This window comes from Acetobacter sp. DmW_136 (assembly GCF_008690365.1).
Lineage (GTDB): Bacteria > Pseudomonadota > Alphaproteobacteria > Acetobacterales > Acetobacteraceae > Acetobacter > Acetobacter oryzifermentans.
In genome coordinates this window covers 122,173-138,259 of the sequence record NZ_VHON01000028.1, presented here as the reverse complement: position 1 = coordinate 138,259, position 16,087 = coordinate 122,173, and the positions used below count along the sequence as shown (strand labels likewise).

At 54.4% G+C, this 16,087-nt stretch carries 14 protein-coding genes; all 14 read right to left on the bottom strand.

Annotated elements, in window-relative coordinates; all coding sequences use genetic code 11:
* Positions 1-5,655, bottom strand: coding sequence for a phage tail protein (locus FKW31_RS10155; protein ID WP_238332793.1), 5,655 nt, complete (start codon positions 5,653-5,655; stop codon positions 1-3).
* Positions 5,656-5,664: 9 nt separating this feature from the next.
* Positions 5,665-6,381, bottom strand: coding sequence for a hypothetical protein (locus FKW31_RS10150; RefSeq protein WP_150178481.1), 717 nt, complete (start codon positions 6,379-6,381; stop codon positions 5,665-5,667).
* Complete coding sequence (locus FKW31_RS10145) at positions 6,378-6,632, bottom strand: hypothetical protein (RefSeq protein WP_150178480.1); 255 nt, start codon at positions 6,630-6,632, stop codon at positions 6,378-6,380. The genes FKW31_RS10150 and FKW31_RS10145 overlap by 4 nt, the downstream gene beginning before the upstream one ends.
* A gap of 98 nt (positions 6,633-6,730) precedes the next feature.
* Positions 6,731-7,144 (bottom strand): hypothetical protein, encoded by a 414-nt coding sequence (locus FKW31_RS10140; protein ID WP_150178479.1) that lies wholly within the window; start codon positions 7,142-7,144, stop codon positions 6,731-6,733.
* Positions 7,145-7,209: 65 nt separating this feature from the next.
* Positions 7,210-8,442 carry a phage tail tube protein gene (locus FKW31_RS10135; RefSeq protein WP_150178478.1) on the bottom strand — a complete coding sequence of 411 codons (1,233 nt, stop codon included), beginning with the start codon at positions 8,440-8,442 and terminating at the stop codon, positions 7,210-7,212.
* Positions 8,443-8,507: 65 nt separating this feature from the next.
* A complete protein-coding gene (locus tag FKW31_RS10130; protein WP_150178477.1) occupies positions 8,508-8,966 on the bottom strand; it encodes a hypothetical protein in 459 nt (152 codons plus the stop codon).
* Entirely contained in the window at positions 8,963-9,373 is a 411-nt protein-coding gene (locus FKW31_RS10125) for a hypothetical protein (protein WP_150178476.1), read from the bottom strand. Before FKW31_RS10125 ends, FKW31_RS10130 begins: the two co-directional genes overlap by 4 nt.
* Positions 9,348-9,695 (bottom strand): hypothetical protein, encoded by a 348-nt coding sequence (locus tag FKW31_RS10120; protein ID WP_150178475.1) that lies wholly within the window; start codon positions 9,693-9,695, stop codon positions 9,348-9,350. Before FKW31_RS10120 ends, FKW31_RS10125 begins: the two co-directional genes overlap by 26 nt.
* Positions 9,695-10,339 carry a phage head-tail connector protein gene (locus tag FKW31_RS10115; RefSeq protein WP_150178474.1) on the bottom strand — a complete coding sequence of 215 codons (645 nt, stop codon included), beginning with the start codon at positions 10,337-10,339 and terminating at the stop codon, positions 9,695-9,697. Before FKW31_RS10115 ends, FKW31_RS10120 begins: the two co-directional genes overlap by 1 nt.
* A 2-nt stretch (positions 10,340-10,341) precedes the next feature.
* Positions 10,342-11,580, bottom strand: a complete 1,239-nt coding sequence (locus FKW31_RS10110; protein WP_150178473.1) for a phage major capsid protein — start codon at positions 11,578-11,580, stop codon at positions 10,342-10,344.
* A 50-nt stretch (positions 11,581-11,630) separates the two neighbouring features.
* The gene (locus tag FKW31_RS10105) at positions 11,631-12,374 is read right to left on the bottom strand and encodes a head maturation protease, ClpP-related (protein ID WP_150178472.1); all 744 of its coding nucleotides are present in this window, start codon (positions 12,372-12,374) and stop codon (positions 11,631-11,633) included.
* A 6-nt stretch (positions 12,375-12,380) separates the two neighbouring features.
* Positions 12,381-13,691: a phage portal protein gene (locus tag FKW31_RS10100; protein WP_150178471.1), complete on the bottom strand. Its 1,311-nt coding sequence runs from the start codon at positions 13,689-13,691 to the stop codon at positions 12,381-12,383.
* On the bottom strand, positions 13,679-15,469 hold the full coding sequence (locus FKW31_RS10095; protein ID WP_150178470.1) for a terminase large subunit: 1,791 nt from the start codon (positions 15,467-15,469) through the stop codon (positions 13,679-13,681). The genes FKW31_RS10100 and FKW31_RS10095 overlap by 13 nt, the downstream gene beginning before the upstream one ends.
* A complete protein-coding gene (locus FKW31_RS10090; RefSeq protein WP_150178469.1) occupies positions 15,459-16,055 on the bottom strand; it encodes a terminase in 597 nt (198 codons plus the stop codon). Before FKW31_RS10090 ends, FKW31_RS10095 begins: the two co-directional genes overlap by 11 nt.
* Positions 16,056-16,087: the final 32 nt, after the last annotated feature.

Below are 16,087 nucleotides of genomic sequence, written 5' to 3'. Positions count from 1 at the left end.
TTACGCTGCGGCTTTAAGGTTCTGGAACCGTGTTTCCGCAAACAGGTTATTCGTCGCTTGCAGGATCTGCTGCAAGATGCTGGCCAGCGTAGTGGTGCTGTCCTGCATGATGTCCCGCATGGCATCTGCCGTCAGGGCATCTGTGTTCATACTGCCCAGGGATTTCAGCATGGTCAGCACAGCCTGATAATCCTCCACATACGCTGCCCCACCCCCGTTATATTTTTGGGACAGGGACAGATATGTCTGCATATCGGTCTGCAATGATGCCAACGCCGTGCTGTTGCCACCCATGGCCGCTTGATAATCTGTATGCAGATTATCATTCGCAGCCTTGTACTGATCCTCAACAGACAATGGCGAGGCATCAGACGTATCCAGCCCCTTTGCGTAAGACAAAAGATTACTAAATACGCCGGAAACCTGCTGGCTGGCCTGATCCTGATATTCCTTTTGCTGCTCTAAAGCCTTTTCCTGATACTCGGTTTGTATCTGAAGACGCTCGGCAGAATGTGTTTTTTCAAGATCCGCAAGTTGTTGCTGGTACGTCACATTGTCCGCATAGTTATCACCCAAAAATCCCCGCCAGTTATCCTGCAACTGCTGGATTTCCTGCGCTGCTGATACCTGTTGGTTCAGCAGATCAGCGCCTTCTTGGTCACCAGTTGCAGACAGATAACGTGCCTGCACAGACTGATCAGATTGAGAAAGCGTGGTCTGCTCATTGGCAATCATCATCGCAGCAATGGCATTGCCTTTATCAAGCAACGCCTGGGCATCCAGACCATAGGATGCGGCTGTTTTAGCAGCGTCCTGATATTTCTGCTTAAGGTCATCTACTTGCTGCATAAGGCTTTCAGAGCCAGATGCAGTGACATCTAGCAGCCCCGGCATTGTCGTGCCTACAAATTCCTCAATAGCTTGAAACTGGCTTTGCAGATCATCAACACTTAGCGTTTTACCATCTAACGTTGAAAGTGCCTTGGCCATATCCCCCGTGTAGCCGGTAAAATGATCCACCGTAACGTGGCTGGAATCATCAAACTTTGAGACAGACACTTTCATGCTGTCCAGTTCATCCGCCAAAGATTTCAGGCTTTCAAGATCCTGCGTGAACGTGTCCACGCTGTCAAAACTTGTCGGCATGAGCTGCTTCAGTTCCATGTTCATGTTGGCCGAAGAGCTGGTCAGATCTAGATCTGGCAGCAGATCTGTCAAGCTGTATGTTTCGGACTTCTTGCCTTTCTTAGACCAGCCAACTTTGCCGATGGTATCCGTGTTTGTGGCAGAAACCCCGGTATATCCGAAGGCATTGTTAATGCTGTCCAGATCATTCTGAAGTCCGGATGCCACGTTATCATTGCCATGAATATCCTTGTAAACATGTCCGCTGATATCCAGCATCCCATCGCTGCCTACGGAAACATACTGATAATCCTTCTTCCTTTTGGCAAAGAGCTGCGACAGAAGGTTATAGGCCATATCGCCAATGCCGAAGGCCGCGCCTGCCATTCCCATGTATGAGCCGATGGAGGAAACAGCACTGCCAACACTGCTGAAAATACCGCTGCCATCCGCTGCCTTGCCAGAAAACAGGTTCCCCAGACCTGAAAACATGCCACCACTTTTTGCAGCCGATCCAGCTGGATCGCTGATCTGGTTTTTCACATTCAGGGCTTCCCATGGGGAGTATGCCCAGCCGGATGATGTGATGTCGTTTCCTTCACCATATCCGGACAGAATGCTGCTGGCACTGGAAGAGCTGCTTCCTGCGCCAACTTTACCAAACAGATTTCCCAGATCTGCCAGCGTGGTGCGCGTGCCACCATCAATGCTGTTGAGTAGCGGATTGATCAAAGCAAAGCGTGCAATCACGCTGGCAACAGATGCTTCCACACCCTGCAACATGCTTTTGAAAGACATACCACTGGATGTGCCCTGCAAAAATCCTTGCACCACACCGTCAGAAAGTTGGTCAGTCATGTCGCTTATTGAGCCGGTGAAATCATCCATCACCTGTTGCTGGTGCTCATATTCGGCAGAGGCTTCTGCAATCCGCGTGCTTAGATCAACATAATCCTGCGCTTCCTGTGGAAGAACAGTGCCGAATTTGCGGTGTTCCTGAATTTCCGCCTGCATGCGTGCCAACGCAACAGAACGCTCATCGGCATTCTGCCCGATACTGGCCGTTTCGGCCTGTATCATGCTTAGATTGTCTTGCAGGCCGCTATTCTGCTGCGCCTGTTCAAACCGCGCCTGTGCGTCTGTCTCACTGTTCAGCGCGGCTGTGCGGGTTTTGACTGCCTCGGCAAACGCCTGTGATTTCGGGTTGAAATCCTCCAGGGCCTCATTATAGGCCTGCTGATAGTTTGTGGCATGCTGGATAGCCTGTTCATCAGAACCGGCAACAGACAGCATGGCTGTCTGTGCCTGTGCCTGCCGCTGCACAGCCACCGTGCCATCATTATACGCGGCCGCCAGCTGCTGCTGTTTGGCTGCAAGAGCCTGTGACAGCGCCGCTTGATCCACACCAGTACCACGCGCCTCGGTATCAAACTGCGCGACAACCTCTGCCATGCTGCGCCAGTAACCACTTTGAGCAGAAAGCCCTTCATTCTGGTCTTTCATGCCCTGGGTGATTTCTTCCTGCGGGCTAAGGGTATTTGCCAGCTGGATACGCGCCTGGGTGATGCGTTCGCTGGTTTCCTGCCATGCCTGGGATCCAGCTGTCTGCGTGGTCAGTAGTTTTTGCTGTGACTCAATATAGGCACTGATTTCCGCACGGCTTTGCGTATAGCTGGACGTGCTGAAGCCACCGGCTTCATCCGCAGCGCCACCCGTGAGAGACTTTTTATCATCAATCACGGCCGCAGAGGTGGCATGATCCACAGATGCAACGCTGGTAGACTTGCTCACCCTTTGATCATACTGGTAGCCGCCACTTTCCTGCAGGGCGATCTTGCGCATCAGATTTGAAAGCCCATCAGTCAGATTAAAGTGGCCGCTTTCCTGCTTGATCAGTGCATCGGAATCGGATGGCAGTTTGCTTAGATCCTGCCCATACACACTGGCTGCATACTGGCGGCCGCCAGCAGAACCCACCTTGAAGCCACCATACAACGCCAGAGCGTTATCCAGATTTCCGCCTGTCTGATGCAGGAAATTCTGGAAGCGCGTGATGCCCTCATCCACATTCCCCTTGGCGGTGCTGACATCATATTTTGGCGTGAAGGCGGTATTAACCTGCATCATCCCGACCATTTCGGGATGCTTGTCATTTCGCAGAACCGTGGTGCCCGCCAGACCGCCTGTTGTCTTTTCCGCAGGAACGGGCAGAGACAAAAGAGACGTGACGCTATTGAGCAGCTTGGTCCCCATAGCCAGGGCCAGATCCTGAATGGCATCCACAAGCGGTGATGTCTGCTTGCGCAGCTTCTCCACGGCCTGCTGGAATGGTGTCAGCCCCTGCTCGGTCGCATCCTTGGTGCTGGATGTCAGATGCTGCATGACAAGCGCATACGCCTTGCCCTGCTCACCTGCGGCCTGAAGCTCTTTCACCTGCTCCACAAGCTGGGCATCCACGCCCGGAAGGTGCTGCTGGTACAGTGCCTGAATTTCGGCCGTGGGATCCACCATGGCGGTTTGCACCGCCTTCAGCCCATCTTCTAAAGATCCAAATACAGTCCCAGCATCCTGCGCAACCTTGGCCAGCGCCTCAATATCGGATGTGCCGCCCGTGAAATTGTAGGTGCTGCCAATGGTTGTGGCGGCCTGCCGTGCGGTGGTTTTATCCCATCCCGGCATTTTCTCCAGACTATCCGCCGCAGATGTGATGCTGTCCGCCATTTTGCCAGCATCTTCGCGCGTGGTACGGAGCTGCTGGCTCAGCTTCGCTAGTTTGCTTTCTTCTTCCTCCGCATACGCACCCATTTTATAGAGCGCTGTGCCCGCAGCGCCTGCGGCAACAACAATGCCTGCGGGGCCTGTCAGGGCATTTTTAAGCATGGATAGGCCCGCGCCATAACCACCATTACCACCAGCGATTGCAAGGGCGTTTGGCGCTTCATAAAACAACGCCTTCAACGGGTTGCCACCAGCCATAACCATATCGGCAAATTTGTGAACATCCTCCACAATTTCCGTGATCTGGTAGGCCTCCAGCTTTCCTGATTTGGTGGTTTTCTGCTGCGCATCGTCCAGATTGGCTTCGGCTTCAGCCGCTTTCTTCAGGGCATCTACCTGTTCCTGCCGCGCATCTACCTGCGCTTTGACGTCCTGAAGCAGACTTTGCTTGATCTTTGGATCTAGCTTGTCGTCTGGAATAGACGCGGCTTGTGCTACGGCATCATCATATCGGCTTTGCGCAGCTATCAGCTGCAATATGGATTTGGCAAGTTGGCTGCTTGCTCTTGTTGTGCGCAAAAAACTGACAGCACTCCGATCCAGACCATTTTGCAAACCGGCAGAAGCCTGCTGCACTTCGTTATCCAGATCAGATATAGCGCCCGCCGCAAGACCTGTGGCATTTTTTACTTTGCCCAGATCTTCAATGATCTGTTCCTGTGTTTGGGACATATCTGGGGTTTGCGCATCGGCTGTGCTGGATACAGTGGCATCTACCTGGGGAGCAGAAATGTTATGCACAGCTTCCTGCTCTGCACTAACCATGCGTTCAACATTATTGACGCCATCAGAAACATCCTGGGTCATTGCTGCCGTGGTGTTATCTACACCAGACTGCACGTTCTCTGCGGCCTGCGTGCCCGCCTTGCCCATTTCGGACAGTTCGTTGCTGGTCAGGCTGGCGGCGTTCGTAACTTCGCCAAGGCTATCCTTTAGCTTTTTCTGATCCTCTAATGTTTTGCTCAGGTCTGGAGACTGGATATCTACCGTTCCAGAAACATCCACATCAGGGGCCGTCATGCCGTCAAAGGCATTTTGCCCGGTTTCGGCCAAACGCTGCATGTCATCCATGCCAGCCGTAACAGCTTCTGTAACCTGATCCATAGCATCTGGCAGCTTTTCAGCCGCAGACGTGAGAGTGCCAAATTCATGACTGACATCAGCCAATGCATTTGCCTGTTTTTCGGATTCAGCAACACCCTTGGCCATGGCAATGGTGGTTTTATCCAATGCCTGCGCACGGCTGCCCTCTGCTTCACGGATGCCATTTATCAGGGCATTCTGCTCGCTTAACTGGCCGTTCCACGCTTTCTGCCCGATTGCTGTGGCCTGCAAACTGGTTTCAACTGTTTTCAGTTCGGTGCCAACGCGGCCGATCTGGCCTTCCACCTGTTCCAGATTTTCTGTGATGCCAGAGGTATCAAGCCCCTCATCCGCTGCTTTCTGGAAATCGGCCCGCAGGCTGTCACGTTGCACACTCAAGGCCATCAACTGCTTGGTCAGGCTGCCAACACGGGAAACAGCCTGTGTGCCCAATTTTTCAAAAGACCCGGCTGCCGCATCGGCACCCTCTGCCAGCGTTTCAGTGGCATCTTTTGAGGTTTTTCCCATGGAAGACAGAACATCGTTCAGGATCAGACCTTTTTCCGTTACCGCATCTAAACGGCGGCCTGCGCTTTCCGTAGCGCTCTCGGTCTGATCAACGGCGACAATATCAACCTCTAGGGATTGGACTAGATCTGTCTCAGCCATGGGGAATTATTATCTCTCTGTCAGTACCAGCATGGGGTAAAGCATTTGCTCACCTGCCTGCCGATCAGCCCGCCTGCTCACATAAGCTGCGTGCTTTTGCGTCCACTTTTTCTCTTTTTTGTCCCACGAAATGCCAGAGGCGATGCCCGCGCCTTTCAGGATGTATGGGACAGGATCACCACGGGCATCGCGGCCTTGATCTACAGGCCTGAAAATCCGCTGGGCACGAATGCCCTTAAAGCGGCTCATAAGCGGCCTGCGCACGCCTTCTACAATCCCAGGTGGAACGCTAACACGCTGGCCACCCACCTCAATCTTGCGGGCATATGGCATGATATTCACAATGCGCACTTCTGCTCCCATCGGGATTTTGCCTGGAGCATCCGTCCATCCCTTCCCGTTCACCAACACGGCCCAGCTTTTACGAAATGCGCCACTGTGGACGGGGGAGCGCTTGCGCAGCTCTTCCAACGCCCAGATAGTAGCCGCACCCAGTGTGTTGAACAGATAGGTGACACTGCCGCCGTTGAACTTTGCCGCCTCTTCCGGAGCGCCTAGCTTGCCATCTACACGCTGCACATATTGTGATGCAGCCGCCCCCGACTGAATGAGAGCATCGCGCTCCTTGCGGATCCTGTTCGCAACAATCTTGTGCGCGGCCGCACTGGTCATGTTCCGATTGATGGCAACCCGCATGGGTTTTTGCAGACGTGCAGCCCAGCTCATTTTTTCATCCGCTTTTTCATGCGTTGCGCCCAATCTTCAATAAACACCCTGTCCATGGCGATAATGCACCGATCTAACAGCGCCATTTCGGCATGTGTGTAGCCGTGATGCTGCGCCCAGGCCTGCACCACTTCCCATGGGATCATGCCGGGGCTGCTTTCGATAACTGTGCCGCCAAGAGGCACACCAAAACCCTGTGTCAGACGCTGGCGTGACGCAGAAAGCCGATGCCATGCCCGCCAGATCCACATAAACTCAGGCTGTGGCTCTACGCGGGCATCTGCACCATCTAGCTGGCTCCAAAACTCAGGGTAGCTGCCCCATTCCAGATGCCATGCCAGCGCCTGGGTTAGTTTCCCTCGGCTTCCTCTGCGTGCTCAGATGCCTGGGTGGTTACAAGGGCTGCGGCTTCCCAGCAGGCGGCCATCAGTTCGCGGTAATCAGGATTGCCAAGCAATTCCTTAAACTCTTCAACCGTGACAGGGTGTTTCTTTTCCCGATCATGATGCAGGCCTTTGACATCCAGCACCAGGAAGTCCCGCAGCAGGCCCGCATTGATCTGGCGGCGTACAGCATTGGGAATGGCAGAAACATCACCACGGAAGCGTTCTGCCGCTTTGCGCAGGCGTTGGGCCTGTGCATCTACAAACTGATCAGTGTAGCCCCGGCTTTTGATTTCCAGGCCAGGGTATTTGTCGATTTTTACCCACTTCCCATCAGCAATAGCGGCGCTATCAGTTTTCAGGTCAGCAAGAGAAAGCATGGATACCTCAATGAAAAAGGCCGCACTGTGGCGGCCATGTTTGAAAAGAAAATGAAACGAAAAACTCAGGAATTGGTGCGGAAAATTGCGAATGTTCCGCCCACGCCCGGCATGGGGTTGCACGTTACGGAAACTGTTGCCACCACAGTCTGATTTTTCCCAGAAATGGGTGATTTCGGGTTACGGATAACGCCGTTTAGCGCGGCAAAAACGTAGCCTACGCCATCAGATCCCTGCACGCTGATTGTTACTGGCCCGGTTTTGCCCGCAGACCATGCCTTAAACTGGTCGTAAGACTTGAAGAAATATTCAGCTTCAATCGCACATTTAAAGCTGCCGAAGCGCATCCCACATGCGCCCGTATGCCCCATGCCAAAATCTTGCCCAGAACCATCCCGCGAAAGCGTAATTGTTGCGGAACGCATGCAGCCCTCAGGTATTTGCCCAAAAATGGACATACCCTGCCAGCCCGTAACAGTATCAATCAAAGGCGAGGATGTGCGAGCCGCGACAGAAGTTGCCACATCTATTTGTGATAGGCTCATAGCAGAACCCAGCAGATCAATATCAACTGTAGCGGGCTGGCCCTGCTGAAGCTGGATCTGCACCTGATTGACCATGGTGCCCGTATAAAGTTCCCACTGATCCAGCAGTTTTTTGCGGAATGTGAATGTTTTTCCGACTGCACTGTTTTGGATATCAGCAAGTGTAATTGTTGCGCCGTCACTCAATGCTGTGGCGTCTGCAATCGGCAACGTGCCCGGCACAAATTCTAGGCCGGGGTTTGAAATATTATTCAGGATATAGGCGGAAAAAACATCAATATTATTTGCGCTATCTACAACATGCACGATGCCGGATGTCGGGAAGTTTACCAGCGCAGAAGAAGGCATCGTGATAATATCACGGCCGCTGTGATAAGAATTTTTCAGGTGGACGGTGCCAGTTACGGCGGGCGTTGCTTTTGAATTGATTGTCACAGATGGCGGCGTTACCGACCAATCTGCCCCCATTACACCCGCAAGCATATCGTCAAATGTGCCCGCAGATAGGATGCCGCCAACGCTGCCACTGGTAGCTTGGCTTGTCAGAACGCTTTGCGCGACTTCGGGGATAGCATTGATTTCATCAGGGGCACTTTCACTGTCCTGCGGTGCCAGTGTGGCACTTGTAAAACGCAAGGGCGTGTACTGGCCGCTGGGAGCCTGCCCAAAAATTGGCTCCAGCGCATAATCCACGCCAGACAGGTTGGTGTCCTGCCCTGCGGAAACGCCGGTTGAGGGGCCGGAATAGGTCATGTTCACCTCATAAAAAAAGGCCGCTCATTGGCGGCCTGTTACACACTGCAAAAAGAATGACAGGATCAGCTTGTTTTCTGATCCGCTGCATCAGACGTTGCCGCAGGCGTCTCTGTGGTTGCGGGTGTAGTTGCAGGTGTTGCCGTAGGTTCAGCCGCAGGTTGTGCGTTCTGTGGGATCAGGCCCAGGCGGTAGCCAAAAAACCGCTCCAAAGAGAGGCACATGCCCGCTGCATCTGCCGCAACAGAGGCAAACACCTGCCCATCCGGCTTGAACACATCGGATGCGCCTCCTGCCTGCACCAGCACATCATATTGCTTGCCCGCTTCATCCGCTGTTGGCGCAACGGCATCGGGTGTTCCTGAAACCTGCCGAAAAGGCCATACACCTGTGCGACAACCAGCCGGAGCCGATGCCTGGGCAATGGCCAGGGCTGCCGTGGTGCTGTCTGCTTCAATCAGAGCAGATCCAAGAACATACTGGCCAGAAGATTTGGCGGTTTCATAAAGCGCATAGAATTTCATGTCAGAATATCCTGATATTCGTAATTAATACCTAGAGAAAACCGGACGCGGTTTCCGGTCTGGCTGAGATCTGGCGGATCAAACATATGGCCGCGATAGATGATGCCTGTTGGCAGGTTTGTGGCCTGCCTGAAGGCCACGGACATGGACTTGCGCAGTTCCAGAGCTTCCAGCGTTCCGGTGCCCTTGGGCACCATCAGATGCAGCCATATGGTGCCATCTTCCAGTTCCACAGGCTCACCAGCTCCCGCACGGTCTGCCAATCCGGCCGCCGTTTCCATCACCCAATACGGGCCATCTGGCACGGTGATGTTCTGGCCTGCTGGATCCAGCAGTTTCAGCTTCTGGGCTTCGGTAACAGCCTGTGCGCGTGTCCAGGAATCAGAGAAGACTGCTGGCGTTGTCATGCGTTTCGCCTCCCGCGGCAATCAATGTCCAGCCGCAAACGGTTGGCCCATCGTAAACGGGCTGGGCATCTGTCAGCGTGTATGTTTTGGGGCCGTCCTGCACCCGATCGTCCTGGGCAGGCATGCCGTAACCGGAAAGCGCATCCGCCATGACCTGTGCCACGAATGGAGCCTGCGCCATGTCGTTCGTGATCTGGGCAGACTGTGCGGGCGGTGCGTAGGCCATCAGTGTAACGCTGGCTGTGCCGCCTGCCCTGGACAACACCATCTGACGGCCTTTAGCCATGATCTGGCGGCGGCGTGATTGTGTAATCCAGCCCATTACAGATGTGCGCCCCTATAGTTTGCGAGCATATCGGCTACCTGTTGTGGCAAGCCGCCTGTGCCTGAAGCGATATTCCAATTTGTGGAACCAATGCCTTGCACGCTTTCTGATTTCAGGTTGGGATCTCGCCCAGCCCCCTGAACCATGGCCGCAGCAGTCAGCACCGTGGCGCGTGAAATGGTCTGTGGCAGAGTGCCTTTGTCCACTGTGCTATCCTGCGCAACCTGCGGGGGTGTGTATCCGGCCGTATAAACAGCAATATATACACCATGTTGCCACCTGCGCCGCGTTGGTGTGGGATGTGAGAGAATGCCTGCCCGCTTATCCAGAACAAGGGCTGAAAGTTGATCGGGTGTCCACTCCTGCCCGTTTCGGGAAATGGAGGAAATGGAAGCCAGCGGCTGCACTGAAAGGGCAATTTCTTTCAGCAGGTCACCACCTTCAATGATAAATTCCTCTGTCCATTCCCCCGAAAGCAAGGGCCTGCCAATGTAATCCAGAACCATGCTGGAGGCATCCATCAGCTTGCCTGCGAGCATGGTATCTGTGGTGGTATCAGTGATGCCCAGCTCTGCCTTCAGATCCGCCAGCAGAGCCAGCGGAACTACTGTTGATGGGCCATCCAGCGAAAGCATGTGCATGGTTAGCCGCCTGCTGCTGCCTTCATAACCAGCTTCTTTATAGGCTGCGCCGCAGAAGGCAGGCCCCCACCAAACCGCGCATATCCGAAAAAGCCGGTCTGAAGGAAATCAGCATACCGTTCGTTCAAACGCACAATGGACACCTGTTTGACCATGCGGAACTTGTAGTTCTTCATGTTGCCAAACAGGATTGGGGCATTGCCTGCGCCCACATCCGCCATGCTTTCATTCACGGCAATCGGGAATCCTGCCAACACATCTGGATAATCCACCTGCAATGACGGGATCCAGAGCGGGCGGCCTTCGTTATCCTTCAGCAGCGCCAGAGACTTGACCGTGTTGTCATTCATCATGAACACAGCACCAGTGCGATAGGCTCGGTTTACGCTGTGCTTCAGCTCCATAATATCCTCAAATGCGATAGCATCACCCATAGAGGTTGGGCCAACGGCTGCGGCTGTTGCCACACCCATGGGCATACCGTTGCCGGTGCCGTTGGTCAGATCATCTGCCAACGTGCGACCAAATGCAGTGCCCAACGCGGTGGTGATGAAGGCATCCAGATCAATGAAGCTATCCTGCATGAGTGTCCACGGAACAAGAACGGCATCCGTGGCATACAGAAAAGCCTTTAGAACAGACTGGCCAAATGTCATGGGCGACTGACTGATTTGGGTATTCTCCCCAATGATCCGGGCACGGCGGCTGGTGTCATCATTGGTGGGCCAAGGCAGATCTGCACCCGTTGTGGTGGAAACCTCATCAAACAGATCCAGAGCCGAGAAATAATCTTTCAGAGCAACCAGAAGTTGACCAGCAAAGGCAGGTGGCACCAGATACCCACCGGCAGGCCCTGTGCCTGTGGCATTGGCATCATTCTTGAACTGGGACTGAGCCGCCGACATGCGCTTAACAACATAATCCCGGTCTTCGCCTGTCAGGCTGTTGATGCCGCCCAGCAACCATGAAGCAAACACACGCTTATGGCGGCGCTCTTCATCTTCCTGTTCATCCGGGCTGGTGCCGTTGTTATCTGCGCGGTTGGCAACTCCCTGCGCCAGTGTGCGTTCAGCATCCTCAGCACGTTCAATACGATCAATCTGTGCCTTCATCTGGTCAGCCTCAGCCATCATGGCATCAAACTGATCCGCTTGCTCGGCCGTCATGGTGTCGCCAGTAGTCAGAGCGCGTGCGTCTTCAATCAGCTTCGCCCGCTTGGCGCGCAGTTCCTTGGATTTCATATTCTCTTGTCTCCGGAAAAATGGGGTGGGCTGCTGTTTGGCAGCCGGTATCAGACTTCAGCTTCAGCCAGTTGAATGATGCGGCGGCGGGCTGCAATATCGGGCACTGACAGCGTATTTTTTGGCTTTTGCTGGGCAGTGGGCTGCTTGGTGAACATCCCAGCCTTCAGCTGCATTTGCGCCTTGTTCTGGCTGGCATCCGTAATGCTATCAATAAAGCCAGCCTCTTTGGCTTCCTGCGCGGTAAACCATGTTTCTGCGTTCATCATGTTTGCAATGGCTGGCACGGTCTGGCCGGTTTTCCCAGCATACAGGCTGGCAAGCTGGGCATCTATCTTGGCAAGCACTGCGGCTGTTTCCGTCATGTCGTTCTGATTGCCGACTACAACGCCCCAGGCATTATGGATCATCAGAAAGGCATTCGGGGCCATGCTGATGGTATCACCCGCCAAGGCGATGAAGGAGGCCGCAGAAGCCGCCAGACCATCCACCACAACAGAAACCGGGCCATTGTGCGCCTGCAACGCAGCATAAATAGCCAGACCGTCAAACACATCACCGCCTGGGCTATTGATGTGCAATTCAATCGGCCCTGGGCCAACACTGACAAGGATCTGCGTGAAATCCTGCGCAGTGACACCCCAGAGGCCGATTTCATCATACAGGTAAATGACGGCAGGCTGATCAGCTGCGGCGCGTGGCCGCACGTCCAATGTCTGGGGCAGACCAGCCTGCGCACACGTCAGCAACACACGGTTAGAAAACCGGGCCGCTGGTGAATTATGTCGGTACATATTGCCTCATTCTTTAGCAGGCGTGGGTGGTGCAGGATCTTTGATCTGCTGTTCCAGCGGCACATATGCGCCATTGATGAACACCGTATCGCCACCAGAGACCGGCGGCCGATTATCCTTTGCCCTGCCTTCGTTGATTGTAAGTTGGCCGCTTTGCACCTGCGCTGCCGTGACCTGGGCCGCTTTCAGCGGATCCATGGAAAGCAGCCCTTCGCGGTCAAACTCCACAAAGAAATTCGTTCCCAGAAACAGCTTGGCGTTCAGTTCACTCTCAATGCGTTTGAGATCCGCATCCAACGTGAAAATCAGATAGGCCAGCGTGTTTTCTGCAAGGCCAGTGCCCCACGATGTACTCTTGTCCGTGGCATTGAGCATATGAAGCGGCACCCCGAAAAATCGGGAAATATCCGCCACCTGATAGCCACGGGCCTGAATGGTTTGCAGATCCTGCGGGCTTAACTGGAATGGAGTATATTTCGCGCCATCATCAACAATGATGGTTTTTCCCCATTTCCCAACACCTGAATAATTCTGATCCAACTGCGCCTTCATGCGCCTGAAGGAATCATCATTCATTCGTCTGGGCACCTGCATCACCCCGCTGGGCAATGCAGCATTCTGATGCATCCGGCCGGTGCGCTCTTCCATGGAATGCGCAAGGCCAATGGATCCACGCGCAAACGCCTGAATGCGCGATAGCCCCTTCATACCATCAAAACCGGGGCCGGGTATGTGGATCATATCCCCCTGCAAGACAGTTTCCACAGTGCCGTCCAGATGCGTACAGACGTAGTAATTTATTCCCGGTTTGTCTGGTAAGCGCACCACCTGCACCTGCCACGGCATGAAGGTTTCAAACCCGATCACCCGTGCAGCGCCATCATACCGTATGGCACTGTAATGGTTGCCCCAGAGCAGCACATTCAGGCCCCATAGTTCCCGCCAGACAAATGAGGTAAGGGAACGCCCCGGATAAGGCACTGTATTGAGCAACGGAACCAGCTTGTGGTTTGGCTGCAATTCCCGCTGGCCACCCGGATGTTGTTTCCAGATTTTAAGTGGAAGACCAGCAATCACACCTGCTTCCAGCGTTACACAGCGATACACGGCCGAGCAGGCCATGGCAGTGCGTTCCGTTACCCGTGGTGCCCAATCCATACTCCTGCCACCGGAATACCCCAGCCATTCAGACCAATCCGGAATATCTGTCAGAGGTGTGCTTGGGTTTTCAGGGTTCCCATAGGCCGAGAATGAGGGCTCCTTGCGTTCCTGCGGCGCGTTCTGGCCACCACCAAAAATGCTGTTCAGGAGTCCCATAGTTCCTCACGATCATAAATGCTCTTGATAGGTGGCTCCGGATTTCGGCTCATGCAGGCCACGGCATCAAACAGCGCCATTAGCGGGTCGATTTTCTTTCCGCCTGCCATCTGCTTGGTGATTTCGATATTGTTGCCCTTAGCCTGCGCCTTTGCATTGCCGACCGCCCAAGCCATGATCGGACGTGCCCCATGGGAAAACGTGCCATCTGCCAGCTTGCGCTCCAGCGTCTTGATGGCCCCGGTCATTTTCCATCCCTGGCTGATCCCGACAATCCGCTCCTGCTCAATGCCACGGGCATGCAGGGCAAACACGATTTCAGCCACCCCCGCAGGATCCAGCCCAACCATGGCTAACTTGCCAGACTGGTCGATCATCTCCACTACGTCTGCCAACTGCCGATTGTCGTCACGCATTTCATGGACAATGACGAGATCACCCTGCTTCTGGAAATCCAGATAGCGCGGCGCTTCCTCCTTGCGGTGCTTCAGCACATCCTGAAACACCCAGCTACGCTGCCAGTGCAGCCAATCGCCACTTTCTTCATCCCGGCCAAGCACAGCCAGAGATAGAAAATCGTCCAGACCGCCACCATCAATGCCGCAGACAATCACATCAGAGCATTCCAAAATCAGATCCAGCTTGACCAGTGGATCACCTTGGCGTTCCCAATATTTTGCCCCAGCCCACGCCTTTTCGCGCAGGGACATGCCCACTTCCACGTTCAGGTGCTTGGCCATCCAGACACGCAGAACGCCTTCCCCGGCCTCTTTGGCCTGAGCATATCTGTCATGCAGAAATTCATCTGATACCGATACACCCAGATTGGGGTTAGTCATGTACCAATTATCTGGGTTGTACTCACCTTTTTTATCCAGAATTTTCTTGGGAAATTCATAGATAACCGGCAGAAAACGGGGTGAATTGATCTTACCGTCCCGCACGCCACGCGCATATTCCAGACGGCTCTTGAACACACCGGCAGGCTCTTCATCCGACTGCGTGCTCAGATAAATAATGAAGCCTTCCGGGCGGGATGCAATGCCACCTGTTGCCTCCATGAGCATGTTTTCCGCCATGGGCTTCTTGCCGAACTCCCATAGCTCATCTACCAGAATGCCAGTGGCTTTCTTGCCCACAACAGAAGAGCCATCCGCAGCCACAACCTTGAGTGTTGCGCCGGTTTCGCGGTGCGTCACGACGCGAGTGTAATCCTGCACATGGAACAGGGCATCCAATTCCGGATCTGCCTTGACCATGTCCCGCGCTGGCTTGAAGGCATTGGCCGCCGCTTCCTTGGTCGGTGCCAGGATCAGGAACTCGGCAGATTGTCGCCAGTTCAGGATCAGCACCGTCAACATCACGCCAGCAGCAATGGTGCTCTTGGTGTTCTTCTTGCTCACCAGCAAGAAAAACTCGGTAATCATGCGCTTGCCGGTTTCCGGGTCATATGAACCGAAAATGGCGGCAGCAAAGTCCTTCAGCCAATCACGGCAGGATTCACCAATGGTTGGTTCACCCAGCACGTCCACGATCTTCAGGGCGTTGAAAACAGCCATCCCCTGCGCAGCGGCGTCCGGAAAAAGCGGATCACATGGCACAAGGCTTTCGCCCGCAATGATGCGCTTTTCCCAATCCCGGCAGGCTGTGCTCCATGACAGACCGACCTTGGCCGCAGGCGCTGCCTTGCGGCGTGTGGTGGCTGTTGCGGTCTTTCGCGCGGTAGTTGTCGCCTTGCGCTTGCGTGTTGCGGGCTTTTTCTCGGTTTCACTTGCCATTGTTCACAACCAGTTTGGGGGAAGACATGCGCGAGAACTTGCCGCTGGCTGCTTTCTCGGCAGCTTCCCGGCGTTCTTCCTTCACGCCCTTCTTTTTTCCGGAACCCGTGACGCCCATCATCTGGATCTGCTTCAGCGTGCGCACGGTTTCCGCCCGCTCTTTCGTGCTGATAGCCTTCAACATTGCATCGCGCCGGCGCGATCCATTGTCGCTGGCTGTTTCCAGCTCAATCGCTTCGGAAATCTCGCCAAGATGTGCAGTCGTGTCCTCAACTTCGCCAAGCAGCCGCGACACCAGATTTTCGGTGCGTTCATCCAGGTTGTTGGCCGTTCCACGCCCGGTTGATGGTGGTTTCTCCGGCGCTGGAGCGGGGTTGCGCTGGGGATTGTGCGCAGGTTGGTGCGCACTTTTGGTATTTGTGCGCACTTTTTGCGCAGAAGTGCGCACCCATCCACCAGCATTAACCCGCTTGCGCAGGGTGCTTTCAGCAACACCATGTTTTTTTGCAATTTGGCGGTTTGACAAGGCTCCTGCGCGAAAGTCAGCCTCTATCGCGTGCCAATCCGTGTCAGTTTTCTTGGGCATTCCCCACCATCCCGCGCAACAAAAGTGCGCAC

What these genes read in the sequence shown, in the direction of transcription:
- FKW31_RS10155 (WP_238332793.1), bottom strand. Translation starts at nt 5,655, where the DNA reads ATGGCTGAGACAGATCTAGTCCAATCCCTAGAGGTTGATATTGTCGCC.
- FKW31_RS10150 (WP_150178481.1), bottom strand. Translation starts at nt 6,381, where the DNA reads ATGAGCTGGGCTGCACGTCTGCAAAAACCCATGCGGGTTGCCATCAAT.
- FKW31_RS10145 (WP_150178480.1), bottom strand. Translation starts at nt 6,632, where the DNA reads ATGTGGATCTGGCGGGCATGGCATCGGCTTTCTGCGTCACGCCAGCGT.
- FKW31_RS10140 (WP_150178479.1), bottom strand. Translation starts at nt 7,144, where the DNA reads ATGCTTTCTCTTGCTGACCTGAAAACTGATAGCGCCGCTATTGCTGAT.
- FKW31_RS10135 (WP_150178478.1), bottom strand. Translation starts at nt 8,442, where the DNA reads ATGACCTATTCCGGCCCCTCAACCGGCGTTTCCGCAGGGCAGGACACC.
- FKW31_RS10130 (WP_150178477.1), bottom strand. Translation starts at nt 8,966, where the DNA reads ATGAAATTCTATGCGCTTTATGAAACCGCCAAATCTTCTGGCCAGTAT.
- FKW31_RS10125 (WP_150178476.1), bottom strand. Translation starts at nt 9,373, where the DNA reads ATGACAACGCCAGCAGTCTTCTCTGATTCCTGGACACGCGCACAGGCT.
- FKW31_RS10120 (WP_150178475.1), bottom strand. Translation starts at nt 9,695, where the DNA reads ATGGGCTGGATTACACAATCACGCCGCCGCCAGATCATGGCTAAAGGC.
- FKW31_RS10115 (WP_150178474.1), bottom strand. Translation starts at nt 10,339, where the DNA reads ATGCACATGCTTTCGCTGGATGGCCCATCAACAGTAGTTCCGCTGGCT.
- FKW31_RS10110 (WP_150178473.1), bottom strand. Translation starts at nt 11,580, where the DNA reads ATGAAATCCAAGGAACTGCGCGCCAAGCGGGCGAAGCTGATTGAAGAC.
- FKW31_RS10105 (WP_150178472.1), bottom strand. Translation starts at nt 12,374, where the DNA reads ATGTACCGACATAATTCACCAGCGGCCCGGTTTTCTAACCGTGTGTTG.
- FKW31_RS10100 (WP_150178471.1), bottom strand. Translation starts at nt 13,691, where the DNA reads ATGGGACTCCTGAACAGCATTTTTGGTGGTGGCCAGAACGCGCCGCAG.
- FKW31_RS10095 (WP_150178470.1), bottom strand. Translation starts at nt 15,469, where the DNA reads ATGGCAAGTGAAACCGAGAAAAAGCCCGCAACACGCAAGCGCAAGGCG.
- FKW31_RS10090 (WP_150178469.1), bottom strand. Translation starts at nt 16,055, where the DNA reads ATGCCCAAGAAAACTGACACGGATTGGCACGCGATAGAGGCTGACTTT.